The following is a 25,361-nucleotide window of genomic DNA, read 5'->3' on the forward strand; positions in this document are numbered from 1 at the left end:
ATGCTGACCGAGCTCGAGGAGAAGGACAGCCCCGAGGGATACAGGAGGAAGATAGAGAGGCTCCGCAGCGCCCTGGAAAGCTCGGATGCCGTCGTCATCGGCGGAGGGGCCGGCCTCTCGGCTTCCGCCGGGTTCGACTACGGAGGGAAACGCTTCGAAGAGAACTTCTCGGATTTCAGGGCCAAGTACGGCATCCGCGACATGTACAGCGGCGGGTTCTACCCGTTCCCGACGCAGGAGGAGTACTGGGCCTGGTGGAGCCGCTTCATATGCATCAACCGTTACGACACCGCTCCCGGGAAGCCGTACACCGATCTCCTGGAACTGGTGAAGGGCAGGGACTACTTCGTCCTGACCACCAATGTGGACCACCAGTTCCAGCTGGCCGGTTTCGATAAGAAGAGGCTGTTCTACACCCAGGGCGACTATGGGCTCTTCCAGTGCAGCGTCCCCTGCACGCAGGAGACGTACGATGACGAGGCCGCCGTGCGCAGGATGGCCGCCGAGCAGAAGGACATGCGCATACCCTCGGAGCTCATCCCCTGCTGTCCCAGATGCGGGAGGCGGATGGTCCCCAATCTCCGCGTCGACGGCAGGTTCGTGCAGGACAGAGGGTGGTACGAGGCATCCGGCAGATATCGTGAATTCCTCGACAGGGCGGACGGCAAGCGCGTCCTCTTTATGGAGCTCGGCGTCGGAGGGAACACGCCCGGGATAATCAAGATCCCGTTCCTGAAGATGACTGCGGACAACAGCAATGCGGTATACTCCTGCGTGAACCTCGGGGAGGCGTACACCGGGAAGGGGATCGAGGAGAGGTCCATCGTCCTGAACGCCGATATCGGTGCGGTCCTCCGCGATGTCCTTGCATCGGAGCGACGGAAGCGACGGAAATACCATTTACCGCGCCTCCCATGGGAGAGGCGTGAAGGATTGGTTCGGGACGGAGGACGGAGGCGGCACCCGCCTGCCGGAGTTCCAGAACAGGGACAGGTGGGACGGCGTTTATGAGACGGTGACCTGCAGGCGCGCCCTCTCGCCCTCCGGGCTCCCCGGGATCGACTACGCCCTCAATCCCTACGGGGGCTGCGAGCACGGCTGCGTCTACTGCTACGCCCCCGAGGTCACCCATTCGCCCTGGGACACCTGGAGGGTGGTCAGGGTGAGGGTCAACATAGCGGACCGCCTGGCGGCCGAACTCCCCGGGCTCAGCGGGACGGTGGGGATCGGCACGGTCACCGACCCGTACCAGGGGGCGGAGGCGAGGTTCATGCTGACGAGGAAGTGCCTCGAGGTCCTGAGTTCCAGGAGGTTCCCCGTCCATGTGCACACCAAATCCGACCTCGTCCTCAGGGACGTGATCTGCTCTCCGGGATGAAGTGCATAGTCGGGGTGACGGTCACCGGGCTGGACGAGAGGGGCTCGAAGATCCTCGAACCGGGGGCCCCTATGCCGGAGGCCCGCCTAAGGGCGATAAGGGGTCTCGCCGACGCCGGCATCCGCGTCTATGCTCTCATAGGCCCCGTCCTGGACCGCCTGGAGGGCCAGGAGGAGGAGTTCTGCGATGCCGTGGCCACCGCCGGGGCGAAGGAGGCGGTGTTGGACCGCCTCAATCCCAGGACCGAACTCTCCGCCCGCCTGGCCAGGATGGGCGTGTCCGGCTCCGCCGCGGCCCTCGGGAAGATAAGGGACGGTCTGGAGGCGCGCGGCATCTCCGTCAGCGACGCCTTCCAGCGCTCCCGCCGATCCCCGTGTTATCAACCGGGGGTTACATAGATGTATTTTTATAGAAGAATAAAATAACCGATATCCAGCAAACGGAGAGTTCACATGTACGGAAACAGCAACCAGCCTATCATCGTACTGAAAGAAGGAACCCAGAGAAGGAAAGACAAGGAGGCGCAGTTCAACAACATCGACGCCGCCAAAGCAGTGGCCGATTCTGTAAGGTCCACCCTCGGACCTAAGGGAATGGACAAGATGCTCGTCAACACCATCGGGGACGTCGTCATCACCAACGACGGAGTCACCATCCTGAAAGAGCTCGATGTTCAGCACCCCGCTGCCAAGATGCTCGTCGAGGTCGCAAAGACCCAGGACACCGAGTGCGGCGACGGCACCACCACCTCCGTCGTCCTCGCCGGAGAGCTTCTCAAGCAGTCCGAGGAGCTCATCAACGCCAACGTCCACCCCACCGTCATCACCAACGGATACAACATGGCGGCCGCCGAGGCCATCAAGATCCTCAACGAGATCGCCATCGACGCCAAGAACGACAAGATGCTCAAGACCGTCGCGGACACCTCCCTCACCGGGAAGGACGTCGGAGACGACTCCGACAAGGACCACCTCGCGAACCTCGTCGTGAAAGCGTCCAAGTTCGTCGCCGATGAGAACGGCCGCGTCGACACCAAGAACATCCGCATCACCAAGAAGGTCGGAGGGGTCATCGCCGACACCTACCTCGTCCAGGGAGTCGTCATCGACAAGGAGCTCGTCCACTCCAGGATGCCCAAGATCATGAAGAACGCCAAGATTGCGCTCTTCAACTGCGGCCTCGAGGTCAAGAAGACCGAGATCGATGCGCAGATTCAGATCACCGACCCCAACAAGATGAACGACTTCCTCGCCGAGGAAGAGGCCGGCATGAAGGCCATGGCTGACCACCTCAAAGAGGTCGGAGCCAACGTCGTCTACACCTCCAAGGCCATGGACGAGCTCGTGCAGCACTACCTCGCGAAATACGGGATCATGGGCTACAGGAGGCTCAAGGAGTCCGACATCGAGGCCATCGCCAAGGCCACCGGCGCCAACATCTGCGGCGCTGTCGACGAGCTGACCGCCAAGGACCTCGGTACCGCCGAGCAGGTCGAGGAGAAGAAGATCGGCGAGGACGGCATGTCGTTCATCACCGGATGCAAGGACCCCAAGGCCGTCACCATCATGGTGAAGGGCGGGACCGAGCATGTGATCGAAGAGGTCGAGCGCGCCCTGCAGGACGCCATCAGGACCGTCGGCATCACCCTTGAGGACGGAAAGGTCGTCGCCGGAGCCGGCGCGCCCGAGATCGAGCTCGGCATCAGGCTGCAGAAGTACGCCGCCTCCGTCGGCGGAAGGGAGCAGCTCGCCATCGAGAAGTTCGCCAAGGCCATGGAGATCATCCCCTGGACCCTTGCCGAGAACGCCGGTCTCGACCCCATCGACGTCATCATCAAGATGAAGTCGGCCCACGAGAACAACAAGAACGGTGCCTACTACGGCATCGACCTCGACACCGGCGAGCCCACCGACATGAAGAAGAAGAACGTCATCGAGCCCCTCAGGGTCAAGACCCAGGCCGTCAACTCTGCGACCGAGGCCGCCAACATGATCCTCAGGATCGACGATGTCATCGCCGCCAGGAAGGCGCCTCCCGCGCTCCCCAGGCGCCGGAGCCGGAATGCCGGGAGCGGGCGGAATGCCCCCCGGCATGATGTGAACCTCCAAACCCTTTGAAGGGGCCCCCTGCGGGGCCCCTGCATACTCTCACTCCAGCCCGGGAATGCCGTTCGCGGCGGGGCTTCCTGCCCCGTGTCTCGCTTCTATTCCAGCAGATCTGTGAACGGCAATTCCTGCCATTTCTCAATAAAATAATTAAAGAGCGTGCGCGTTGTTCAATCAAATGACAGCAGGCAAAGGTATATGGGCGCCCCTTGACGGGATGGCTGTCGCATACGGCCGCGTTCAAGCAGGCAGTCCAGGAACCGCATCTGCCGATCATCACCGTCATACGTTCTCATTCCCAATTCCGAAGCGCAGGAGGCTGAATGCTTTCATCGTCGCGGCGGTCCTGCTGTCTGCGGTCCTGGTGGGTGTATCCTTCGCATGCTGCAAAGAGGCCGCCATCGACTGGAGCATCATCAACGACAGCGGCTCCGATCTGGATGTAAAGATCTACATCGACGGCGATCTGGTCAGCAGCGGAGACTCCCTGAACGACCAGTACGAGATGCACAACATCTCCACTTACACCGACCATTTCAACATGTTCAGCGGCAGCGACACCATACGTTTCACCGTGATCGGGACGGACTCAGACGGCAACAGCCACATCGCTGAAGAGACCTTGGTGCTGCACGACGGGGATAAGGTCCTTATACATATCACCCTGTACTGAGCATCGCGAGGTTCCGATAGCATGTATTGTCCCAGATGCGGAAAGGAAAACCCCGACGGATCGGCATTCTGCAACGCGTGCGGGTCCCCGATCGTAGGAGGGGCCGCGAAAGCGGCGGATAAATCTGCGGACGGTTCCGATAAAAGCTCCGGGAACATCATCGGTTCGGTCGCATCGCTGATCTCTGCCGTCGCCGCCTTGGCCGTCGTGGCCATAATCGTTTTCACGTGGATATCCGTCCTCTCCGAATGGTGAGGCCGCCCCTTCTTCCGTGCCCCAGTCGTCTTCGGGGACCGTCAGACGGTCCTTCTTCTTGGACGGGTCCCTCTCCCTCGACGCCGCCAGCCTCTGGAGCTCGTTGAAATCGGCGGGACTGACTGCTGTTCCGGCGTAATGCCTGTAGAGCACCCCGTTCCATCTCATGTAGCCGGCGTAGATCGGATTGTGGACCATCGACCCGATGCTGTACGCCGTCCATCTGCTGCCCCTGCGCGTGCGCACCCCGTCGCGGTTGAGGGCTTCGGCTGCGGCCGCCTGGGACATGCCTCCCGAGCAATAGGCGAAGACCTCCCTGACGTGCGCCAGCTCCTCGGGGACGCTCCTGAGGAGCCCGTCCTCCAGCACATAGCCGTACGGAGGGTTCATGCCCATGGTCCTGGACGCCTCCCTGGTGTTGGACATGGTCTCGGCCTTCTGCCTCATGCCCATGTATGTCCTCTCCCCGATCTGCTCCGATTCCAGCTGGGCGATGTTCTGGATCATCGCCATCACGAACCTCCCCATGGCGTTGGTGGTGTCCAGGGACTCGGTGGCGGAGACGAACTCCTTGTGCTTCCTGCCGAGGGTGTCCATCATGTTCATGAAGTTCCGGGAGTTCCTGTGAATCCTGTCCATCTTCAGGACGAGCATGATGTCCCAGCGGTCGATCTCCTCCATCATCCTGCGGTATGCTGGACGGTTGGTGCTCCTCCCCGAGAAACCGTCGTCCACATAAACTGCCCAGATCTCGTAATCCTGCGCGACGCAGTAGTTCTCCAGGATCTCCTTCTGAGCATCGATGGAATAGCCTTCGAGGGCCTGTTCCTCGGTCGATACGCGGCAGTATACCGCGGTCTTCGGCGGCATAGCGTCCCGCGGCCGTTGGCGGATTCGAAGGCCTCTTCCGAGACTATGGCCGCCTGGGTCCCCGGGCGGACCATCCCGTCCCAGCGCAGATAGCCGGCATACAGGGGGTTGCGGAGTATGCAACGGACGGTCTGCCTGCACCATGCCCCTCCCTTCTTGGTGGGTATGTGCTCCGCGGAGAGCTCGCAGGCGATGGCCTCCATGCTCATCCCGCTCCCGTACATATCGAAGATCCGGCGCACGACCTCCGCCTCGGACTCGATCACGACCAGCTTCCCGCTGCAGTACTCGTATCCGTAGGGGTCGGGGGAGCCCATGGGCTCCCCGGTGGACTTGGCCTTCTTGGCCATGCCGATCTTCACCCTCTCCCCGATCTGCTCCGATTCCAGCTGGGCCATCCTCTGGACGATGTCCATGACGAAGCGCCCCATGGCCGTCGTGGAATCGAACTTCTCGTTCAGCGAGATGAAGCCTTTCCCGTTCTTGTTCAGGACCTCCATCATGCGCGCGAAGTTGACGCTGTTCCTGTGGATCCTGTCCATCTTCAGGACCAAGAGAGCATCCCATCTGTCGATCTCCGAGAACATGCGGCGGTACTCCGGACGGTCCGTATTGCGCCCGGAGCATCCCTCGTCGCGGTAGACATCGGCTATCGTCCACCCGCGGACCTTGCACATGGCCGTCAGGCGCTTCGTCTGCGCATCGAGGGAGTATCCTTCTCTCGCCTGGTCCTCTGTCGAGACTCTCACGTACAGCGCTACGCGGAGCTGTTCCGACTGCATCCTATCCCGTTCTTCATAACGCTCCCCCCAGTATTAAACGGTTTCAGATTGCCCGCATCGGCCTCCGTACGGAGGGGCAGGCTCTATAGAGGATTCCATGGGCATCTTTTGTTATCTATAGAGGGACGGATCCCGCCTATGCGCTCCGTATCCGCGATCGGGCGGCGGGCCTGTTCCGCGCCTGCGGAAGCCAGTATCGGGCCCGGACTGCTGTCTGGAGGAAATTTTATAACGGATTCGGACGTTATAGGCTTGTTACGGATTGCAGAGCAAAGTTACGAATTCCACATGAGAAATTCGGCAAAGTTTCTGTATTCGTAGCGATATGTATTTTTATGATAATATCTATTAATTACATATAATTATATATCTATATATTATAATATATAATACATCGAAATAATATATATTCAAATCGTTTAATCATCGAATCCGAGGTGCAAAAACCTTGGACGAAAAGACAATGAAAATCGTAGCCGTAGCTGCTATCGCGATCATCGTGGTCGCGGCAGTGGCCGTCTACGCTGTTACCAAAGACGATAGCAAAGATGATCCCTTCTATCTTGCGGACATCGAGGATGTCGAGGCCACCGAAGACAATGTTGTCAACGGCACATACGTCCTCCAGAGGAACCTCATCCTCGCAGTGCCCACCAGCCAGAGCGGTGACACCTCTGTTGCCGTCCAGGACCTCATCAACTATGTTCTCAGTGCCGAGGGACAGGCGATCGTCGTCGAGAACGACTACATCGCCATCAACTCCGACGCTTCCGCTTACACCAGCAGCATCGATGACAGCAAGAGTTACACCATCACCATCCAGGGATCGACCACCGTCAACCCCATCATGATGGAGGTCGAGACCGCCTACGAGGCGCTCCACAGCAACGTCAACATCAACATCACCGCCAACGGATCCGGTACCGGGGCCGCGGCCGCCATGTCCGGCAACGCCGACATCGCCATGCTCTCCAGGGACCTGAAGTCCTCCGAGGCCGAAAAGCTCACCGCCACCTCCATCGGGAAGGACGGTATCGCCATCATCATCAACTCCTCTGTCAGCGGAGTCTCCTCCCTCACCCTTGCCCAGGTCGCGTCCATCTACAACGGGACCATCACCAACTGGAGCCAGCTCGGCGGAGACGACAAGGACATCGACCTGTGCGGACGCGAGTCCTCTTCCGGAACCCGCGGCGCCTTCGAAGAGATCCTCGCCGGCAAGGTCAGCGGATTCAGCAGCTCCTCGGTTTCCTCGAGCATGAACGAGTTCTCGAGCAACAACGCTCTCCTGAGCCACATCGAGAACACCGACTACTCTATCGGATACGTCAGCCTCGGCATCGCGCTGAAGGCCCTCGAGTGATCAGAGGCTAAACAATGACTGAGTACGCTGATGTGCTTCAGAGGAAGCGCATCATCGATTCGGACAACGTCTGCCGGACGATACTGACAGTGGTCGCCCTGATCGCCGTCGTGACGGTCATCGCGATCATAGTCTTCATCGCCAGGGAAGGTGCCGACGCCTTCGGGGACATCGGCGTGCTCGATTTCCTTACCGGCGATGTGTGGAGGCCGTATGCCGACAGCTACGGCTCGGCCACCCTCATCGTCGGGTCCCTCCTCGTCACCGCCGGCGCGATGGCCATAGCCTGCCCCCTGGGCATCGGCGCGGCCGTCTACCTCTCCGAGGTCGCTTCCAGCAACGAGAGGAGGTTCCTCAAACCCATCATCGAGGTCATGTCCGGCATCCCCTCCGTCGTGTACGGTATGCTCGGAATGCTGATCCTCGTTCCTTTCATCCACAGCATGTTCCCCGACCAGACCACCTCGGGCCTCACCTGGCTCGCCGGGTCCATAGTCCTGGGGATAATGGCGCTTCCTACAGTCACTTCCGTTTCGGACGACGCCCTCAGGGCCGTCCCCAACTCTTACCGCGAGGCATCGCAGGCGGTCGGGGCCACCAAATGGGAGACCATCAGGCATGTCATCATACCTGCGGCCTCCTCAGGCATATCCGCGGCCGTCATCCTGGGCGTCGGCAGGGCCATCGGAGAGACCATGGCCGTCATGATGGTCACCGGGAACACTGCGGTCTTCCCCGACCCCGCCTGGGACGTCTTCTCCGGGATCAGGACGCTCACCGCCACTCTGGCCATCGAGATGCCGGAGGTCGTCGTCGGCAGCACCTGGTATTCGGCGCTGTTCTTCCTCGCGCTCATACTCATGGTGATCGTGCTGGTCATCAACATCGCAGTCAAAGGCATACTCAGCTACTCCAGGCGCAAGTTCTCCGGGGATTACGTCCCCGGTCGCTTCGGGTCCTTCATGGAGAGCCTCGACGAGGCCAAGAAGGACCGCGCGAAGGAGTTCTTCATCCTCGTCGTGGCCGCCGCCGTCGTGTACTGCGCCGTCTCCCTGTTCGCAAGCAACGGGATCTCCATCGCCGCCGCGGCCTGCGCCGCCGCGGTCATCTACCTTTACAACAACTACTCTTACCGCGTCATCAACAGGAACATGAAGCAGAAGCTCTCGCTGGGGAGCCTCTCGGTCGTCACCTACGGCCTCGCCCTGCTCCTGGTAGTGATAATCGTCTATATCGCCGTCCAGGCCCTGCCCGCGCTGAGCCTCGACTTCATCACCGAAGACCCGGTCAGGGCAGGAAGGAGCGGAGGGATATACCCCGCGATCATCGGTACCCTCGAGCTGCTCGCCGGGACCGCCCTCGTGGCCATCCCCGTCGGAGTCCTCGCCGGGGTCTACCTGGCGGAGTACGCCGGGCGCGGGAAGATCACATCCGCGATCACCACCGCGGTCGACGTCCTCAACGGGACCCCGTCCGTCGTCTTCGGCCTGTTCGGCATGGTCGTTTTCGTCACGACCCTCGGGCCCGTCATCGGAGCGACCGGGTACAACCTCGTCGCCGGATGCCTGACACTCGGCATCATGACCCTGCCCGTGGTCATCAGGACCACCCAGGAAGCGGTCTTGGCGGTCCCCGCCGACCTCCGCGAGGCCTCCAGGGCGCTCGGCGCCACCAAGGCGCAGACGACCTTCAAGGTCGTGCTGCCCGCGGCCATCTGCGGGATCGTCACCGGGTCCATCCTCGGCCTCGCCCGTGCCTCGGGAGAGACCGCGCCCATCATGTTCACGGCGGTCGTCGTGCAGTCCTCCGTGTCCGATTACTCGCTCACCAATCCCGTGATGGCGCTGCCCTATCACCTGTACTTCCTCGCGACCGAGGGCCGCGCGGACCCATCGATGACCTACGCCACTGCCTTCGTGCTCATGGCCGTAGTCCTGTCTATGTTCCTCATCGCATCCTGGGTCAGGGTGTACGGCGAGCACAAGATGAACCCCCCCGTCCGAAGGCGGGAGGTCCGGCAGGAAGGGCTTCGGCAAGAAGAAGGACCGCGCCGCGGCAGCGCCTGCGGAGATCGAGAGAACAGAGGACACCGCGCCCGTCCTGAGGACGGCCGGGCCCTCCGCGGCCGAGGCCGGTGCCGGGCAGCCTGCGGGAGCGATATCCCAGGCCGCCCCCAATGCAGATCAGCGAGGGAAGGTGAACATATGAAGACGATAATGGACATCGAGAACCTTGACGTCTACTACGGCAGCAAGCAGGCCGTGTTCGGCGTCAATATGCCTGTCGAGGAGCATGGGATCACCGCGCTCATCGGGGCATCCGGATGCGGCAAATCCACGCTGCTCCGCAGCATGAACCGCATGAACGACCTCATAGACGGATGCCGGATAGAGGGATCAATCTCCTACCACGACAAGAACATCTACGACCCGGACGTGGACGTCAACGACATCCGCACCAAGATCGGCATGATCTTCCAGAGGCCCAACCCCTATCCGATGAGCATCTGGGACAACATCACTTACGGCCCCAAGATCCACGGCATCAGGAAGAAGGGCGACCTGGACGAGATCGTCGAGCGCACCCTCCGCCAGGCGGCCCTGTGGAACGAGGTATCCGACCGCCTCAAGAGGTCGGCCCTCGGGCTCTCCGGAGGCCAGCAGCAGAGGCTGTGCATCGCCCGCGCCCTCGCCGTCGACCCGGACGTGGTCCTCATGGACGAGCCCACCTCGGCCCTCGACCCCATAGCCACGGCCAAGATCGAGGAGCTCGTGAAGGAGATCAAGAAGGATTACACCGTCGTCATCGTCACCCATAACATGCAACAGGCCAGGAGGGTCAGCGACCACACCGGCTTCATGCAGCTGGGACATATGATGGAGTTCGGGGAGACCAAGCAGATATTCGAGAACCCTGCCAATGAGGTGACCGAGCGCTACATCGCCGGCATCTTCGGATGAAGGCGCGAGATGTCTACCGGCGTGGAGAAGATGCTCAATCAGTATCCTTTCGACAAGAACGTCGACATAAGGAGGGTGCAGGTGACCGGAGGGTCGTCCTTCATGATCACCCTCCCCAAGACCTGGGCGGAGTCCGTCGGCCTGAAGAAGAACGATCCCGTCGCCATCATCCCCCAGAGCGGGGGCGGCCTCATGCTCTCGCTCGGGAACGTCCTCGAGAAGGAGGATTCGAGCGCCATCGAGATCGACGCGGACAGCGTCCCGGACCAGCTGGCTCTCTACCGCCAGCTGATAGGTGCCTACATCGCCGGCTTCCGCAACATCTCCGTGCGCTCGGCCAACCCCCTGAGGGGGACGATGCTCGAATCGATATCGAAGTTCACCCAGACCTCGATCGGCATGGAGATCGTGGAGGAGGACGAGTGCCGCATATCCATGCGCGACCTCATGGACATCGGGGAGATCGTGCCCCAGAAGAACATCCGCCGCGAGTACCTGCTCGTCAAGAGGATGCTCTCCGACTTCTTCCAGACGGCCTTCGACATGGACATCCGCCGCCTGGACGGGATGGCGGACCGCGACACCGAGGTCGACCGCATCCACTGGCTCATTCAGCGCCAGTCCCGGATGCTCCTGAGGGACGCCAACATCAGCGCCTCCCTGGGCATGGACCTCCGGCTGGTCACCGGCTGCGTCACCCTCAGCAAGACCATAGAGAGGATGGGGGACCACGCCGTCCTCATGTCCTCGCATCTTTCGATGCTCTCCGGAGAGGACGACAGGAAGGTCCTGTCGGCGGTGGCCGAGCGGAGCGAGGGTCTCATCGCCCTCCTGGATTCCTGCATCGACGCCTGGGAGAAATGCGACCCGGCCGCCGCCGAGAAATGCATCAGGGAAGCGGGCGCGGAGGCCAAGGAGATATCGGCGGCCTTCGTGCAGGCCGGCATCGACAATACCCACGTCGACATGATCGCCGGGAGCTCCCGCCGCCTGGCGGAGTACTGCGCCGACATCGCCGAGCTTTCGCTCGATACGGCGATGGAGCAGGCCGGCGCCGATCGTAAAGCGGGCCGCTCAATCTAAATCGCCCTTCGAACATGGCCCGGCCATGAGCGGGAGCAGAACGGGCCGCGGGCCATGGGCGGAAATCATCGGCATGATCTCGGAAGGCCTGTTCCCGGACGCCTGCGGGCCCTTGGACGATTATCTGGATTCTCGGCCCGGGGACGCGGAGGACATCTACCGCGATTTGGTTTCCGCCGCGGCCGGGGCGCTGTCGCGTCCTTCCCGGGCATTCGACGACGGCCAGGTCCGCGGGCTCGTCGGCATGGACTATTCTTTCGAGAACGCCCTCGGCCCCGAGGCCGACGGATTCGCCCCCTCGGACGATGTCTGCGATATCATCCTGGGAAGGGCCAGGCGCTCGGACGATCCCGCCCTCTCGGCGGCGCTCATCGCCTATGCGGAGAGGATCTGCGCCGAGCAGCTGATCGCCGGCGACTGCACCGCCGAGTCGAACGCCCTGAGGATGGGGGCCCGCGCCGAAGCGGTGAGGAACATCATCAGGCTGCGGGGGGCCGGTTTCTGGACGGCAGGGGAGATGCACGTCGCGGATTCCGCCGCCTGGCTCATGGAACAGCTGTCCTCGGCCATACTGAAAGGCCTCGGGGGGGCTGTCGCCCGAGCAGGTCTATGAAGCGGACGTATGGGAAGGCGACCGCAACGCGTTCGCGGATGCGTCTACGACGCGGAGGAGGATGCCTATTCAGAGGCGGGGCGGGACAGGGCCGCCGGGGACATTGCGCGGTTCTCCGATGAGTTCTTCCGCCCGTCGAGGGAGATGGCGCCCGGGAGGAAGGCCGAGATCTCGCGCATAATATCCGGCGACGGCGGTTCCTGAGCCGCAGCCGTTCGTGTTCCGGAACATATTAACATACTGGCAAGGGAATCACAGTTCGAAAGGGGAAAACCATGGCGAACGTTCAGAAGCTCGCGGCCAAAGCAGCCTCCGCTGTTTCGGAGGGGGATTTCGAGAAAGCAGTGGAGAGGATCATAGAGCTGACCGAAGTGTCAGACCTCGAGGAGGCCGAGGAGGCGTACAGGGAGTTCCGCGGCGCCCTGGCCTCCGCCCTGCTGGCCCACCGCGCCCTCGACAGGGAGGCCGCCACCTGGATATGCGTCGCCGACTCGGTGTTCTCCGGGTACTTCTCGGACAGCAGGCACTTCCTGTCCATGGAGGCCGTCAACGATGCCTTCGAGGGGCTGAAGACCTGCGACGACACCGAGGTCTGGTACAATGTGTTCTACTATGCCGTGTGCGTCACCGACAGCCAGATGGGCCTGGGGCTCCTGAGCGTCCAGGGATGCGCCGAAGCGTGCAGGAACCGCTCAGACATGATCTTCGAGTTCGCCGCCAGGTTCAGGGAGAGGTTCGCATCGGAGTACGACGAGGAGGGCATGGACGACATGTACGACATCCTGGTCACCGGGGCGTCCTACCTGAAGATCGCCGCGGAGTACATCGAGGCCCAGTGGAAGTCCCACACGCGCCGCGAGAGGTTCATGGCGGACCGCCTGGAGCAGGACGAGATCGAGGGCAGGGCCCGCAGGATCTACCGCGCGGAGAACTCCCTGTTCGCCCTCCTGGAAGCCGATTCGGACGAGGCGAGGGCGAGGATCGCCGGCAAGATGGACAGCAGGCTCGCGAAGTTCGCTGCCGAATGCTACGCACCCCTCGAGACGCTGTCCCCCAAGAGGCGCAAGCACCTCAAGAAGCAGTACGACGCCTGGATGGAACGCTGCGAGGATTGATCCCTGCTCCGTCACCCTGCCTGCCGCCCGCCGAAGGCCCGGACAGAGGTCATCTTCAATAACCCGTCCGCCTTACCGTCCGGCGATAACATGGCTGACAGGAGGAAGATGGCAGAGGATTTCCTCGCATGCATCGAAGAAGGGCGTCTCGCCGATTCGCTGGCACATCTGTCGGGGTTCTGCGCCGAAGCGCGCGTCGATGAGGCGGTCTCCCTTTACGGCAGGGCCAAGTCCGCGGAGGCCGACCTGCTGCTCTCCGGCCGCGACTTCGACCCCGAGGACCTGGAACCGCTCACCGATATCGACGCTCTGTTCTGGACCAAGGTCGACAGGGAGCATCATTTCCTGTCGTTCGAGGCCGTGAACGATGCGCTGTCGAGGCTCAAAGGTATCAGCGACCCTATGGTCTGGGCGGGAGCATCCCTCTATTCGGCATGGATCGCCGCCATGACCGTGGCCTCCCGCAGGCTCGGCCTGCGCCCCATCACATTCCTCCTCAAGGGGCGCTCCTATGACCTGAAGCAATGCCTGGAAGGGTTCGACCGGAAGTTCCCCGAGGGGGACCCGGAGATACGCGACGTCATCGGATACTCCATATCCCTGGTCACCGACCTGTGGTATGTGTTCGACAGGGAGGTCTCCGGGATGCCGGACAGGGACATTTACATCTTCGATGAATGCCGGGAGGGTTTCCGGCCGCCCGAGGGCGGGGCCCGCCCCCTCACCGATTCCCTGTCGGTGCTGATCTCCGCGCCGTCCGAGGGCAAGAAGGAGGCCGCGGATGCCATGGACGGCGCCGTCAAGGCGTTCGTCGCCTCGTACCTTGCCTGCGGTATCTCCGCGGAGCAGAGGGAGAGGTACGGTAAGAAGTTCGATTCTGTCAAGGCCGCCGCGGAAGCGCAGAGAGGCATCCGAGAGGAGGCTGGGTATCATATCAGAGAAGCAGATGACCGAGGTGGAGAAGATGAACGCAGGGCTGGAATACGATTTCTCCGACCCTGCCGTGTTCGAGATAAAGAAGAACGCCGTGTGCAAATGTGCCAGGCTGAACAGGGCGGACCCCGGCACCGCCGAGTGGGAGGCCGCCATCCGCGACCTCTTCGGCTCCGTGGGGAAGAACCCATCGGTGTTCCCGGAGTTCCACTGCGACAGCGGATTCAACATCCATGCAGGCGACGATTTCCTCGCCAACTACAACGTCACCATCCTGGACGTCGGACCCGTGCATTTCGGCAATAATGTGATGATCGGCCCCGGGACGCTGATAGCCACCGTCAACCACCCCATCAGCCCCGAGGGCGTCGCCTGCACCGTGGCATCATGAAGCCGGTCGCCATAGGGAACGATGTCTGGATCGGAGGGAACGTCACCATCGTCCCGGGCGTCACCATAGGGAACAACGTCGTCATCGGGGCAGGCTCCGTGGTCACCAAGGACATCCCCGACAACTCCCTCGCCGTCGGGGACCCGGCCAAGGTCATCCGCAGCATACCTGACGATACGGCCTGACCGGGGCCCTGCGGCCCCGGACGTCATTTGCCGTCAAAATAAATGATTCATAATGATATTTTATTGATTTGTAATAATATTGTATTTATTATTTGAAAGACCATTCCGTGTATAGAAATTCAGGAGGATTGTCTGTCCATGAAGATTTTCTATTTCACGGGAACCGGCAACAGTCTCGCCATCGCGAGGAAGATGCAGAGGAAGGGGGACGAGCTCATCTCCATCCCCCACTCTCTCAGGTCGGGGGCCACCCATTACAAGGATGATGTCATCGGCATCGTCTCGCCCGTCTACGCGGGGTCCGCGCCCAAGATGGTGCAGGATTTCCTCAAGAGGACCGAGCTCGAGGCCGGCTACCGCTGGATCGTCTTCACTTACGGGATGGTCCCCGGGAACCCCCTCTGGTACCTCGACCCGGTGACGGAGGCGCAGGGCTGGAAATTCGATTTCGAGGGATGCATCGAGATGCCCAACAGCTATCTCCCGCTCGCGAAGATCCCGAAGGAGACTTCGAAGGAATGCCTCAGGTGGCAGGATGACAGCGCATGGTACCTCAGGAACTGCGTGGACCACCGCATGAAGCTCCGCTGGTCCGGGTACCCGGAGAACACGGCCTACACCAGCGCCATGCGCGGGATGTGGGCCAAGATCGTCAACTCGCACCTCAACGAATCGTTCACCGTCACCGATGCCTGCGTAGGGTGCGGGATCTGCGCCAAGGCCTGCCCCGGGCATGCCATCGAGATAGTCGACGGAAAGCCTGTATGGCAGCCTCGCTGCGAGGGATGCTACGGCTGCATCAACCACTGCCCCCATCAGGCCATCGTCTCCAAGAAGGTCAAGAGGCCCGACAGGTACATCAACAAGGATGTCACCGCAGCGGACATCGTGGCCGCCAACGAGTGAACGGCGGCCCTGCCGCGGTCTCCGGGCCGCGGTTCCTTCGGGCTATCAAGACAGCGTGCGGGACCTGTTCGGGAGGCCTGGGTCACCGACGCAATCGTATAATAGGGGACAATTCTACACAGGTTGAAATGGATACGGAATACGCCGTCGGGCTGATAATCTTCATCGTCACCTATGCACTGATAGCGCTCCGCAGTCCCAAGATAAAATCGTGGATGGCCGCCCTGGCGGGAGGATGCCTCATGATCCTCCTGGGGGTCGTCGCCTTCACGGACGCTCTCGAGTACATACATTGGAGTGTCCTCTACCTCCTCGTGGGCATGATGATGCTCGCATCCGCCCTCGGGGCATCGGGCTTCTTCGACATCGTCACTGACTATCTGCTCGAGAAGCTCCCCGACAGGAGGAAGTTCCAGGCGGCCGTGATGCTGATCACCGCCTGCCTCTCAGCGGTCCTGCTCAACGACGCCGTCTGCCTGATCTTCGCCCCGATCGTGCTCCGCTGCTGCCAGAGGCTCAAGGCCAACCCCGTGCCCTACATGATCGGCATCTTCGTCGCGGCCAACATCGGATGCATGGCCACCACCGTCGGGGCGCCCCACAACGTGGTCGTCGCTTCGATAGCCGGCCTCGATTTCATCAAGTACGCCGTCATCGGCATCCCCATCTCGGCCGCCTGCCTGATCGCGGCCATCCTCATCGTCACGCGCCTGACCGCGAAGGACCTGTCCAGCGACGACCTCTCCCTCGCCGGGCATGATTTCAGCGCCGGAAACGTCGACCGCCCGCGCATGAAGGTCCTGCTTGTCATCCTGGCCGCGGCGGCGGTCCTGTTCGCCCTCTCCGACACGATAGGCGTGGGGATCGGGACCGTAGCCATCGCCGCCGGGGCGGCCGCCCTCCTCGTCACCGTCCCGCGCGGGAAGGCCGAGGTGGAGAAGGTCATCAAAGGGGTCGACTGGTACATCCTCCTGTATTTCATCGGGCTGTTCTTCCTCATCGCCGGCGTCGACAGCTGCGGCATCATCAGCGGGATAGCCGATGCCTTCGGCATGGACGACCCCAGCATCGGGTCGCTGTCCGCCTTCACCGTTGTTCTCTCCAATCTCGTCAGCAACGTCCCCTCGGTCATGCTCGAGGGCGAGATGTTCTCCGGGAACACCATCCTGTGGGCGACGCTCGCCATATCCGCTTCGCTCGCCGGCAACCTCACGATGATCGGCGCCGCCTCTAACACCATCGTCCAGGACCGTGCCGAGATACACGGGGTCAGGATAGACTTCGTGCAGTACCTCAGGATCGGGATCCCCGTCACCGCCGTCACCGTGGCCATATCAGTGGCGATGCTTTACGCGTTCGACCTGATAATCTGAGCACAAGTGTTACAGAAGCATCTTTTATCTACTGTGCCACACTAAGGGGTCTTATGAGGAAAGACACTCAGAAGAAGCTCATGGCGCTCTTCATGGTGGGCATCATGGTGCTGGTCGTCTTCGTCGTGGCCGCGTCCTTCTTAGCCGGCCTCTGACCGCATCCTGCAGGGCCGCCCGGCCCCCGCAGACCGCGGACAGCGTATGCAATGAACCGGAACACATTAGAGCCAGCATCCTTATGCTGTATGATTTGGTACTAGGAACATAAAATAAGTGCATTCTACTACATGTAATTGAAACATATTATATACCCAACGGTTGTTCCAGACGCTGTATGGCACATGTAGAAATCATCCGCAGAGCGTACCTGCAGAAGCTCCGCGAAATGATGGAGCAGCGCGACACCATCAAGATCATCACGGGAAGCAGGTACAGCGGAAAGTCATATCTATTGTGCCAGTTCAGGGAACGCCTGGTCTCCATGGGGATTCCCGAGGGGGACATAATCTTCGTTCCGCTCGAGGACCGCCAGGCCGAGATAAGCAACGCCGTCCAGCTGGAATCCTATGTGAAGGCGTCCGCCCCTCAATCGGGAGGGTTCCTGCTCATAGACGATATCCAGATGATCCCCGACGTGGGCGCCGCCCTGTGCCGCCTGCGCGACCGCGGCCTCAGCATCTACGCCGTCCTCCCTTATGCCGCCACCGACCAGGGGGCGGAGACGGTCGCATCGCTCGGCAAGACCGAGATCCTCAACATTCTCCCGTTCTCCTTCAAGGAGTTCCTCGATGCCTATCCTATATCGGACGAGCACGGCTACGGGGAGCGTTTCGAGCAGTACATCATGCTGGGCGGGACCCCTTTCATCGATATCGATGCCAATCCCAAGGATTCGTTCATCCTGTTCGAGGGGGTCTTCAACCTGATCCTCAACTGGGATATCGGGATGCAGACGAAGATCGATACAGCGGCCATATCAAGGCTGGCCATCTACATCTTCAACAATGTCAGCACGATCACCACGCTGTCGGCCCTGAGGCAGAACTCCAACGTCACCGACCAGAGGACCGTCGTGAAGTACATCAAGTACATGATAGACTACGGGATGATCATGCGCGCAGATGCCATCGAACTCAGCGACATGCGCAAGCTGGGAGTGAAGGCGAAGTACTTCGTGGTCAACATGCGCAACAGCCGCGGGTTCACTCCGCGCGGGCCGATCGGGACGCAGAGGGAGAACATCATCGAGAACCTCGTCTTCATCGAGCTCATCCGCAGGGGCTACGAGGTGTACGCCGGGTACTACCGCGGCAGCGATGTCGGCCTCTACTGCGTGAAGGACAAGGAGAAGATGATCGTCAAGACCGTCTTCTCGGTCGCCGATGACCGCGCCAAGGGCAAGGATTACAAGGCGTTCGTAGCGGCGCCCGGGAAGAAGGTCCTCCTGACCTCCGACCGCGGGATGAACGGCTTCTACAACGGCATAGAGTACAAGAATATCATCTCGTTCCTTCTTCAGTGACGCAATGTCAGTTATCGCGTGGTATATGTATGCCATCACTGATGGCCGTTCATGGGAAGCCGGGAAAAGACCTGTATGGAACCGCTGTTCACACGCAATTTCGTCCTCTGCACGCTCGTGAGCTTCTGCTTCACGACCGTGTTCTTCATGCTGTACACCGCGATGGCAGGGTACTCATCGGACGTGCTAGGCGTCGGCAGCACTGTATCGGGCCTGGTCGCGAGCATCTTCATCGCCGGCGACCTGATAGCGCGCCTCGCGGTGGGGAACAGGATCCGCAGCTTCGGCCCGAGGAGGATGTCCCTCATCTGCATGTCCGTCGGGACCGGCATCACCCTTCTCTACTTCGTATCGGATTCCGTCGCCGCCATGTGCATCGTGAGGTTCGTCCACGGCATGACCTACGGCGCTGCGGCCTCGGCCATCAACACGATGGTGGCCGAGAGCCTTCCTGTCACCAGGAGAGGCGAGGGGCTCGGCTATTTCATGCTCAGCTACAGCTTCGCCTCCGCCATCGGCTCCCTGATCTGCATGTACCTGCAGAACAGCGGCTCATATGACGAGATCTTCGCCGTGTCCGCCGCCGCAAGCGCCGCGGCCGCCGTGCTCTCCGCCGCCCTGACGGAGTCCCGGAGGGCCGGCGCTCAGAATGTCAGGAGGACGGGAGGCCCCCGGATATCGGATTACATAGAGCGCTCCTCGCTGGTGATGTCCCTCGTGGCCTTCGTGATGTTCTTCTCGTATTCCGGGGTGCTCACGTTCATCGCGCCCTATTCCCGCGAGACAGGGCTCACCGATTACTCCACGGTGTTCTTCCTCGTCCTGTCCATCGGCACGATCATCTGCAGGCTCTTCCTCGGGCGCATATACGACAGGCACGGCGAGAACTCCGCTCTGATTCCCTTCCTGGCACTGTACGTCGTCGCGATGGTCATGCTGGGCACGGTGTCCTCCGGCGCCGAGCTCCTGGTCTCCGCGTTCCTCATAGGGATAATGATCGCCATGCTCTCCTCGGTGGCGCAGGCCGTGATAATCAGGAAGGCGCCCTGCGAGAGGTACGGGGTGGCGGTTTCCACGTACAATGTCTTCGTTGACCTTTCGTATGCTGTCGGGCCGGTGGTCAACGGATTCTCCATCGGCATCCTCGGCTACGGAGATAACTACGTCCTGATGGCGGCCGTCGGCCTCCTGGGACTCCTGATATATCTGGGACTCCACGGGATACCGGTCAGCATGGCCCGCAGGCGGGGGGAAGGTGCGGATGCCTGAACTTGCAGGGCCGGAATTCTACCTGCCGGGAGCGGCGGAGCTGGCCCCCCGCATCCTGGGCATGCTCCTCTGCAGGAGGATGCCGGACGGCAGCGTCCTGAAGCTCAGGGTGACGGAGACCGAGGCGTACTGCGGGGAATCCGATACGGCCGCCCATGCCCATCACGGCAGAACGCCCCGCACCGAAGTGCTCTATCACCGCGGCGGGAAGGCGTACGTGTACCGCTGCTACATGTTCTGGCTCCTCAACCTCACCTGCGGCGCGAAGGCGATCCGCAGTGCGTGCTCATCCGCGGAGTCGACGGGTTCTCCGGCCCCGGCCGCATGTCGAAGGCGATGTGCATCGAAAAGGGCCTCTACGGGAAGGACCTGGTGCCGGAGAACGGGCTGTGGCTGGAATACGGGGACCCTCCCGAAGGGAGGATAGAGGCGGGCCCCAGGGTGGGGATCCCGCATGCATCGGAAGCGGACCGCCTCGCACCGCTCAACTTCAGGCTGGTCCGAACCTCATCTGAAATGCTGGTTATCGGCGATCCCGTTGAGCAAGATGTCCAGCAGCCTGAGGGTCCCGGCAGGTCCGACGATGGGCTCCGGACGGGTGCGGATGAAATCCCCTCCGGGCGCCTCGATGACCGCCTGGGACAGTGCCGTTCCCCTGTTCACAGCGGAGACGCAGAGCCCCTCGCTGGCGAGGATGATGTCGCTCTGGGTATGCTCCGGATCGTCCGACACCGGTATGCCGAGCGCCCTGAAGCGCTCCTCCGCTCTCTCCTTCCATTCCTTCCCGCCGGGGGACCTCAGCGCCACCGGGACCATCCCGAGGTAATCGTAGAGGAACATCGAGACGGCATACAGCATGGAGCCGTCCGCGTAAACGGAGAACGTCCTGCCTTTCGGCAGTATGTGAGCCGACTCCATCTTCAGCAGCGCCCTAGCTGCGGCCTTCCTGGCACCGGCGATGACCGCCAATGCCGGCGACGGGTCCTTACCGAGCGCGGAGCATACGCCCCTGACCCATGCTTCGGCCGCCGGGAACCCTATAGGAGCGCCCTCCGGAGACTCGAAGAACGGTATCCCGTACTCCTTCTCATAGAGCTCCGCTATCCTCCTGCCGTATTCGGGGAAGATGAGGACGTTCAGTTCCGCACCGGCAGAGCCCCTGACGTCCTCCATGGACCATCCGGCCCCGACGGTGCACCTGACCTCTATCCCGCACGCCTTTAGGAGGGAGGACAGTTCCGCTATGTCGTCTTCCCAATGCAGATGGCCGATGGTGATCCCCATGAGGTTCACTCCGTGCCTCTCCTCCTGCTTCGCGGGCGCCGCCTCGCGCACGATCGCCCTGACAGCGTCCTGGAAGCCGTCGGCGAAGGTCCCGGAGTACCGGGCCTTCTCCGCCCTCACCGTGGGTATCTTCCCGCCGACGCTGCCGAGGTCCTCGCCGATGAGCGATGCGCCCGGCGAGTTCACCACGCAGATCAGGGACGGCCCCATCTTCTCAGCGCGGGCATACAGGTCCTTCAGCCTGCCCGATGCACCCGAGACGAACATATCGAAATCCAGATAGGTGCACGGGATGCGGGGCTGACTGAAGAAGTAGGCACCCTCCCACCTGAAGACGTTCCTAGATTCCCAGCCGGGCCCGCGGTCCGGGAACGCCGCCTCCGAGAACGCGGAGGGATAGTATTTGCACCCGGTGGGCCCGTGGACGATCGTGCAGGCGTCCCTCACGCCCTCGAACCCCATAAGCATGCCCAGGAGGCTCTCCGGCCTCTCATGTTCCAGAGTCATGCGTCGTCCCTCCATCCTTCGCGGCGGGGGGCGAGCATGCCCCTCGCCCAATCCTCGGCGAGCCATCTCCCCGCGAACGGGTCGGCGGCGGGGGCGCACGGGGTCCTCGCCTGGTACACCGACGGGTCCAGGTCCATGGCCGACGGGGCGGCCACGATGTCAGGTGCCAGGCGGGATATCTCGCTGACGGCTTCGGCGGTGCGCAATGCCGGGTATTCAGAGAATCCGGCGGGTATATCCTCCTCGGACCCGTCGCGGTAGTCCCCGCGCGTTATGATGCATCCGAAGACGATCCTCATCCCGACCGCCTCGGCCGTCTCGGTTATCCATGAGACGCCGCGGCTCAGGGAGACGACGGCCAGCGTCTTCCCCTTGAGGACCTCCCTCGGACCGGCGAGCATGCTGCGAAGCGCTTCTTCATATCGGCGATCAGGCGTCCGCCTCCTTCTCCCTGCCGAAGAACCTCCCTGTCTCGCCGATCCATGAGGCCGCTTCCGCGATGCCGCCCGTGACATGGGCCTTCAGGGCCGGCACCACGTACTCCGTCTCCATGAAAGCGCACAGGGCCCGGCTGAAGCCGTCGGGGTTGAGCATGAGGCAGGCGGAGGCCCTTCCGGCGTTCCTCAGCTCATCTACGGAGGACATCCCCGGCAGGATGCAGTTCACGGAGATGCCCAGGCGCGACAGGCACTCCTTCACCTGCAGGATCTCGGACATGGCCGAGCTCGACATGGTCTTGGAGCCTACGAGGTCCACCGTCATCGGCATCTTCCCGCCTTTGGCGGCGAGGCGCTTCACCAGCCCGATGCCGGCGTCCACGACGCCCTGCATGAAGTCCCCGGCGGCGTTGCCGTCCTCGATCAGGGGGATGACAGACGTCCCGGGATGGGCGGCCTCCTCCTCTGAGCATATCTGGGACACCGGGTCTCCGATGATCCCCGGCGGGCAGGCGGTGATCACCGCTATGCACTTACTGCCGGCCGCGATCTTGCCCTCGATGGCCTTTTTCAGGGCCTCCGAGCCTCCGAAGATCATCGTCCGCTCGTCCATCAGCGTGCAGACGGCGTCGGGGTCCTCGAAGCTGCGGACTGAAGCGAACCTGCACCTGCCGGACCTGCGGACGCATGAGGAATCGAGCTGCACCGTGAAGTGGGCGCAGGATGCCGGCGCGTGGAGCACGGTCGACAATCCTTCTATCGATGTGCAGACGGAGGCCGCGCCGGAGAACGCGCATCCGCAGAGCATCCCGCCGTAGACCGCAGGCCGGGATGAGAAAGGAGCGCGCACCGGCGCATCCTTCCCGATGTCTCCCCCAATCTGCGCCGCAGGGGCCGCTTTGACGGGCACCCTGCCGAGGATGAGCTTCTCCAGCTCGCCGTCTTCCAGGAACCTTGCCGGACGCGCTCGGCATGCATGACCCGGTCGGCCAGTTTCCTGAAGTCCTCCGCAGTGCGCGACTCCGGGAATGCCTGGACCACGGTCTGCCCCAGTTTCTCAGCCTCCATGAAGATGTCCGACCGGCCGATCCTCGCGATGACTGGTATGCCGACGGCCGCCGAGAACGCATCGACGCGCCCGTCCTCCGCCGGGTCCCCGCGGCTGTTGAAGATCAGCCCGCCGATCCTGTCGCCGCCGTAGTTGGCCGCGCCCTTCAGGATGTTGTTGGCCGCGTAGATGGACATGAACTCCCCGGAGGTCACGATGAATATCGTGTCGGCGTACTTCGTCCTCATGGGAACGGCGAAACCGCCGCAGACGACGTCCCCGAGGACATCGTACAGCGTCACATCGGCGTTCAGCTGTCCGCCCCCATGGATTCCAGGAGGTCGAATGCGGAGATTATCCCCCTCCCGGCGCATCCGACGCCGGGCTCCGGGCCCCCGGCCTCGACGCAGAGGCATCCGCGGTACCCCTCCGCGACGACATCGCTCAATTTCCCTGACTTCAGGCCGCCGCTCTTCACATAATCGAGGACGGTCTCCTGTATGTTCCCTCCGAGGAGGGAACGGGTGGAATCGTGCTTGGGGTCGCATCCGATCTGCAGCACCCTGATGCCTGCCTCCGAAAGGGCGGCGGTGAGGTTCGATGAGACAGTCGATTTGCCGATCCCGCCCTTTCCGTATACGGCGATCCTGCGGGACATATAATCCAACAATCTCCTGCGCGCGGTTATATCTTTGCAGGCGTTCCCGTTCAGCATGCAGTCCAAGGAAGGATTCACCGTACGCAGCGAGCTCGGCATATTCCGCGGCAGGCTCTCCGCGAAGGGGCGTTTCTCGGCCGAGGCGAACGGTTTCAGGCTCAGGATGAAGGAGGAGGACGGCATCGTGAAGGCCAAGCTCACCTCCGATCCGGACCGCTGGGCGGCGGCCGAGACCAAGCAGAGGTTCCGCGCGGCGTCCGCCGAGGAGGCCGTCCCCATGGTCGAGGCATGGCTCGACAGCATCTCGGAGCTGGTGGTCTCGTCGTATGCGGATGACGCGGAGTTCCTGGAGACCTCTCACGGGCGGATCGCGTTCTACCGCTACAACACCCATCTCGGCACCGAGCCTGCGATATTCGTCCACGGGGGCCCGGGAGGCGAGAGCAATCCCGCCAATGCGAGAAGGATGAAGCTCGACCACCCGGTATACGCCTATGACCAGCTCGGATGCGGCCGTTCGGACCCCATCCCGGACATAGATAGCTGGACGGCGGCCGATTATGCGGCGGAGCTCGACGAGTTCATAAGATCGATCGGGGCCCCCAAGGTCATACTCATCGGGGCATCGTGGGGCGCGGGGCTGATAATGTCGTACATCGCCGGGTACGGCACCGGCAGGGTCGCCGCCCTGGTCCTCCCGTCGCCGTTCCTCAATGCCCGCACGTGGGAGGCCGACCAATGGGCGAACATGCATGAGTTCGACCCCCGGCTCGAAAAGAAAATGAGGAAATTGATATCCGTTAAAAATTACGGGGACGAATTCCGGGCAGGGATGGCCGTTTACGACGCGAAATACCTCTTCTCCAGGAAGGCGTTCGCCGAATACGCGCAGGCGGCCGCCTCCGAGCCTGCACCGCCCGTCGCGATGAAGCTCCTCGGCCCCAGCGACCTCGTCTGCGAGGGGACGCTCAGGGACTTCGATACCGAACCTGCCCTTGCGAAGATCGATGTGCCGACGCTGTTCATCTGCGGCGACAGCGATGAGGTGCGCGTATCCACCTTGGAGAAATACAGGAAGACTGTGAAAGGGGCCAGGATGGCCGTGGTGCCCTGCGCCGGGCATGTGACGTCCCTGGAGCAGTGGGACGCCTATTCGGAATCCATCAGGGCGTTCCTGAGGGAGTACGGGCTTTGATGATCCGCAGGGAGGACCTCTGGGTCGGGCTGCTGTCCGAGATCGGCATCTGCCTGCTGAAGGTGTCGGTCCTCCCGGATACCCCGGAGTACTTCTGCCTCTGGGCGGTGTTCTCGGTGTTCTGCCTGGGGCTGGCCGCCGTCAGTTGGAACCGTTTCTGGAGGAAGCGCCGCCGAGGCCGCCGCGGGCGGCCTTCCGCGCCTTCTCGGTTTCGTCAAAGAATTTTTTTCATTCTGTCATCTGGAATGAGCCCTCCGCGATACATCATATCGAAGGGTATGCCGCGCCACGGGACGGGCCTGCGGTCGTCGACGAAACCGTTGCGCTCATAGACCTGATCCTCCTCGAGCGGATGTCCTCCGTGTCGGAACGGTCCGGGGGGAGTCTCCGCGCTCAGGGCCATGATGCGCCCCGGATACATCTCCGCCAGGGTACCGATGATGCGGGACCCGCACC

General features: G+C 62.1%; 24 protein-coding genes and 6 pseudogenes. 21 read left to right on the forward strand and 9 right to left on the reverse strand.

Annotation, left to right across the window (positions count from 1 at the left end):
• The 6 genes and pseudogenes from AUQ37_RS01370 (at window position 1) to AUQ37_RS13340 (ending at window position 4,411) form a co-directional block, all read left to right on the forward strand.
• Window positions 1-1,011, forward strand: coding sequence for an NAD-dependent deacetylase (locus tag AUQ37_RS01370; RefSeq protein WP_394325615.1), 1,011 nt, complete (start codon window positions 1-3; stop codon window positions 1,009-1,011).
• Window positions 926-1,378 carry a radical SAM protein gene (locus tag AUQ37_RS10510; RefSeq protein WP_058747097.1) on the forward strand — a complete coding sequence of 151 codons (453 nt, stop codon included), beginning with the start codon at window positions 926-928 and terminating at the stop codon, window positions 1,376-1,378. The genes AUQ37_RS01370 and AUQ37_RS10510 overlap by 86 nt, the downstream gene beginning before the upstream one ends.
• Window positions 1,375-1,776 carry a hypothetical protein gene (locus AUQ37_RS10515; RefSeq protein ID WP_058747098.1) on the forward strand — a complete coding sequence of 134 codons (402 nt, stop codon included), beginning with the start codon at window positions 1,375-1,377 and terminating at the stop codon, window positions 1,774-1,776. The genes AUQ37_RS10510 and AUQ37_RS10515 overlap by 4 nt, the downstream gene beginning before the upstream one ends.
• A gap of 54 nt (window positions 1,777-1,830) precedes the next feature.
• A pseudogene (gene thsA / locus AUQ37_RS01385) lies at window positions 1,831-3,478 on the forward strand (thermosome subunit alpha).
• A gap of 183 nt (window positions 3,479-3,661) precedes the next feature.
• Window positions 3,662-4,156: a hypothetical protein gene (locus AUQ37_RS09840; protein WP_157844239.1), complete on the forward strand. Its 495-nt coding sequence runs from the start codon at window positions 3,662-3,664 to the stop codon at window positions 4,154-4,156.
• 21 nt (window positions 4,157-4,177) lie between these two features.
• Window positions 4,178-4,411: a zinc ribbon domain-containing protein gene (locus AUQ37_RS13340; RefSeq protein WP_082662334.1), complete on the forward strand. Its 234-nt coding sequence runs from the start codon at window positions 4,178-4,180 to the stop codon at window positions 4,409-4,411.
• Between the two features lie 102 nt (window positions 4,412-4,513).
• Here AUQ37_RS13340 and AUQ37_RS13345 read toward each other — a convergent pair.
• Window positions 4,514-5,206 (reverse strand): annotated as a pseudogene (locus tag AUQ37_RS13345) (recombinase family protein); the annotation flags it as partial.
• On the reverse strand, window positions 5,092-6,063 hold the full coding sequence (locus AUQ37_RS01400) for a recombinase family protein (RefSeq protein ID WP_235584787.1): 972 nt from the start codon (window positions 6,061-6,063) through the stop codon (window positions 5,092-5,094). The gene AUQ37_RS01400 and the pseudogene AUQ37_RS13345, both read right to left, overlap by 115 nt.
• Before the next feature lie 448 nt (window positions 6,064-6,511).
• Here AUQ37_RS01400 and AUQ37_RS01405 point away from each other — a divergent pair, with 448 nt between their 5' ends.
• The 7 genes and pseudogenes from AUQ37_RS01405 to AUQ37_RS01430 all read left to right on the forward strand — a co-directional run bounded on the left by AUQ37_RS01405 (window position 6,512) and on the right by AUQ37_RS01430 (window position 13,197).
• A complete protein-coding gene (locus AUQ37_RS01405; protein ID WP_058747100.1) occupies window positions 6,512-7,426 on the forward strand; it encodes a substrate-binding domain-containing protein in 915 nt (304 codons plus the stop codon).
• Window positions 7,427-7,440: 14 nt separating this feature from the next.
• Window positions 7,441-9,381 (forward strand): annotated as a pseudogene (gene pstC / locus AUQ37_RS09325) (phosphate ABC transporter permease subunit PstC); the annotation flags it as partial.
• A 249-nt stretch (window positions 9,382-9,630) separates the two neighbouring features.
• Window positions 9,631-10,386 (forward strand): phosphate ABC transporter ATP-binding protein PstB, encoded by a 756-nt coding sequence (gene pstB / locus AUQ37_RS13350; RefSeq protein ID WP_082662335.1) that lies wholly within the window; start codon window positions 9,631-9,633, stop codon window positions 10,384-10,386.
• A 9-nt stretch (window positions 10,387-10,395) separates the two neighbouring features.
• Window positions 10,396-11,469 (forward strand): phosphate uptake regulator PhoU, encoded by a 1,074-nt coding sequence (locus tag AUQ37_RS01415; RefSeq protein ID WP_058747101.1) that lies wholly within the window; start codon window positions 10,396-10,398, stop codon window positions 11,467-11,469.
• A 25-nt stretch (window positions 11,470-11,494) separates the two neighbouring features.
• Window positions 11,495-12,082, forward strand: a complete 588-nt coding sequence (locus tag AUQ37_RS01420; RefSeq protein WP_058747102.1) for a hypothetical protein — start codon at window positions 11,495-11,497, stop codon at window positions 12,080-12,082.
• A gap of 9 nt (window positions 12,083-12,091) precedes the next feature.
• Window positions 12,092-12,286 carry a hypothetical protein gene (locus tag AUQ37_RS01425; RefSeq protein WP_058747103.1) on the forward strand — a complete coding sequence of 65 codons (195 nt, stop codon included), beginning with the start codon at window positions 12,092-12,094 and terminating at the stop codon, window positions 12,284-12,286.
• 71 nt (window positions 12,287-12,357) lie between these two features.
• Complete coding sequence (locus tag AUQ37_RS01430) at window positions 12,358-13,197, forward strand: hypothetical protein (protein ID WP_058747104.1); 840 nt, start codon at window positions 12,358-12,360, stop codon at window positions 13,195-13,197.
• A gap of 72 nt (window positions 13,198-13,269) precedes the next feature.
• Here AUQ37_RS01430 and AUQ37_RS01435 read toward each other — a convergent pair whose 3' ends face one another.
• Window positions 13,270-14,130 carry a hypothetical protein gene (locus AUQ37_RS01435; protein WP_058747105.1) on the reverse strand — a complete coding sequence of 287 codons (861 nt, stop codon included), beginning with the start codon at window positions 14,128-14,130 and terminating at the stop codon, window positions 13,270-13,272.
• Between the two features lie 13 nt (window positions 14,131-14,143).
• Here AUQ37_RS01435 and AUQ37_RS01440 point away from each other — a divergent pair.
• The 7 genes and pseudogenes from AUQ37_RS01440 to AUQ37_RS13360 all read left to right on the forward strand — a co-directional run.
• Window positions 14,144-14,706, forward strand: a pseudogene (locus AUQ37_RS01440) (sugar O-acetyltransferase).
• 138 nt (window positions 14,707-14,844) lie between these two features.
• Window positions 14,845-15,612 carry an EFR1 family ferrodoxin gene (locus AUQ37_RS01445; RefSeq protein ID WP_058747106.1) on the forward strand — a complete coding sequence of 256 codons (768 nt, stop codon included), beginning with the start codon at window positions 14,845-14,847 and terminating at the stop codon, window positions 15,610-15,612.
• Window positions 15,613-15,740: 128 nt separating this feature from the next.
• A complete protein-coding gene (locus tag AUQ37_RS01450) occupies window positions 15,741-16,985 on the forward strand; it encodes an SLC13 family permease (protein ID WP_058747107.1) in 1,245 nt (414 codons plus the stop codon).
• Between the two features lie 334 nt (window positions 16,986-17,319).
• Window positions 17,320-18,507 (forward strand): ATP-binding protein, encoded by a 1,188-nt coding sequence (locus AUQ37_RS01455; protein ID WP_058747108.1) that lies wholly within the window; start codon window positions 17,320-17,322, stop codon window positions 18,505-18,507.
• Between the two features lie 75 nt (window positions 18,508-18,582).
• Window positions 18,583-19,776, forward strand: coding sequence for an MFS transporter (locus AUQ37_RS01460; protein ID WP_235584788.1), 1,194 nt, complete (start codon window positions 18,583-18,585; stop codon window positions 19,774-19,776).
• A pseudogene (locus AUQ37_RS13355) lies at window positions 19,769-20,047 on the forward strand (DNA-3-methyladenine glycosylase); the annotation flags it as partial. The gene AUQ37_RS01460 and the pseudogene AUQ37_RS13355, both read left to right, overlap by 8 nt.
• Before the next feature lie 65 nt (window positions 20,048-20,112).
• Window positions 20,113-20,211, forward strand: a pseudogene (locus tag AUQ37_RS13360) (hypothetical protein); the annotation flags it as partial.
• A gap of 72 nt (window positions 20,212-20,283) precedes the next feature.
• On the opposite strand, the gene AUQ37_RS01470 reads toward AUQ37_RS13360, so the two are convergent.
• The 5 genes from AUQ37_RS01470 to AUQ37_RS12800 are packed head-to-tail and all read right to left on the reverse strand — an operon-like array spanning window position 20,284 to window position 23,710.
• Complete coding sequence (locus AUQ37_RS01470) at window positions 20,284-21,567, reverse strand: nitrogenase component 1 (RefSeq protein ID WP_058747111.1); 1,284 nt, start codon at window positions 21,565-21,567, stop codon at window positions 20,284-20,286.
• Complete coding sequence (locus AUQ37_RS01475) at window positions 21,564-21,968, reverse strand: hypothetical protein (protein ID WP_058747112.1); 405 nt, start codon at window positions 21,966-21,968, stop codon at window positions 21,564-21,566. The genes AUQ37_RS01470 and AUQ37_RS01475 overlap by 4 nt, the downstream gene beginning before the upstream one ends.
• Window positions 21,969-21,996: 28 nt before the next feature.
• Entirely contained in the window at window positions 21,997-22,854 is an 858-nt protein-coding gene (locus AUQ37_RS01480; protein ID WP_235584789.1) for a nitrogenase component 1, read from the reverse strand.
• On the reverse strand, window positions 22,761-23,354 hold the full coding sequence (locus AUQ37_RS12795; protein WP_201013625.1) for a hypothetical protein: 594 nt from the start codon (window positions 23,352-23,354) through the stop codon (window positions 22,761-22,763). Before AUQ37_RS12795 ends, AUQ37_RS01480 begins: the two co-directional genes overlap by 94 nt.
• An 8-nt stretch (window positions 23,355-23,362) precedes the next feature.
• Window positions 23,363-23,710: an AAA family ATPase gene (locus tag AUQ37_RS12800; RefSeq protein ID WP_201013626.1), complete on the reverse strand. Its 348-nt coding sequence runs from the start codon at window positions 23,708-23,710 to the stop codon at window positions 23,363-23,365.
• Between the two features lie 55 nt (window positions 23,711-23,765).
• Here AUQ37_RS12800 and AUQ37_RS01490 point away from each other — a divergent pair, with 55 nt between their 5' ends.
• Complete coding sequence (locus AUQ37_RS01490) at window positions 23,766-24,905, forward strand: alpha/beta fold hydrolase (RefSeq protein ID WP_058747114.1); 1,140 nt, start codon at window positions 23,766-23,768, stop codon at window positions 24,903-24,905.
• A 214-nt stretch (window positions 24,906-25,119) separates the two neighbouring features.
• On the opposite strand, the gene AUQ37_RS10240 is transcribed toward AUQ37_RS01490, so the two are convergent.
• Window positions 25,120-25,361 (reverse strand): hypothetical protein (locus tag AUQ37_RS10240; RefSeq protein WP_058747115.1); only part of this gene is annotated, 242 nt, incomplete at its 5' end.

The organism is Candidatus Methanomethylophilus sp. 1R26, from assembly GCF_001481295.1.
GTDB lineage: Archaea > Thermoplasmatota > Thermoplasmata > Methanomassiliicoccales > Methanomethylophilaceae > Methanomethylophilus.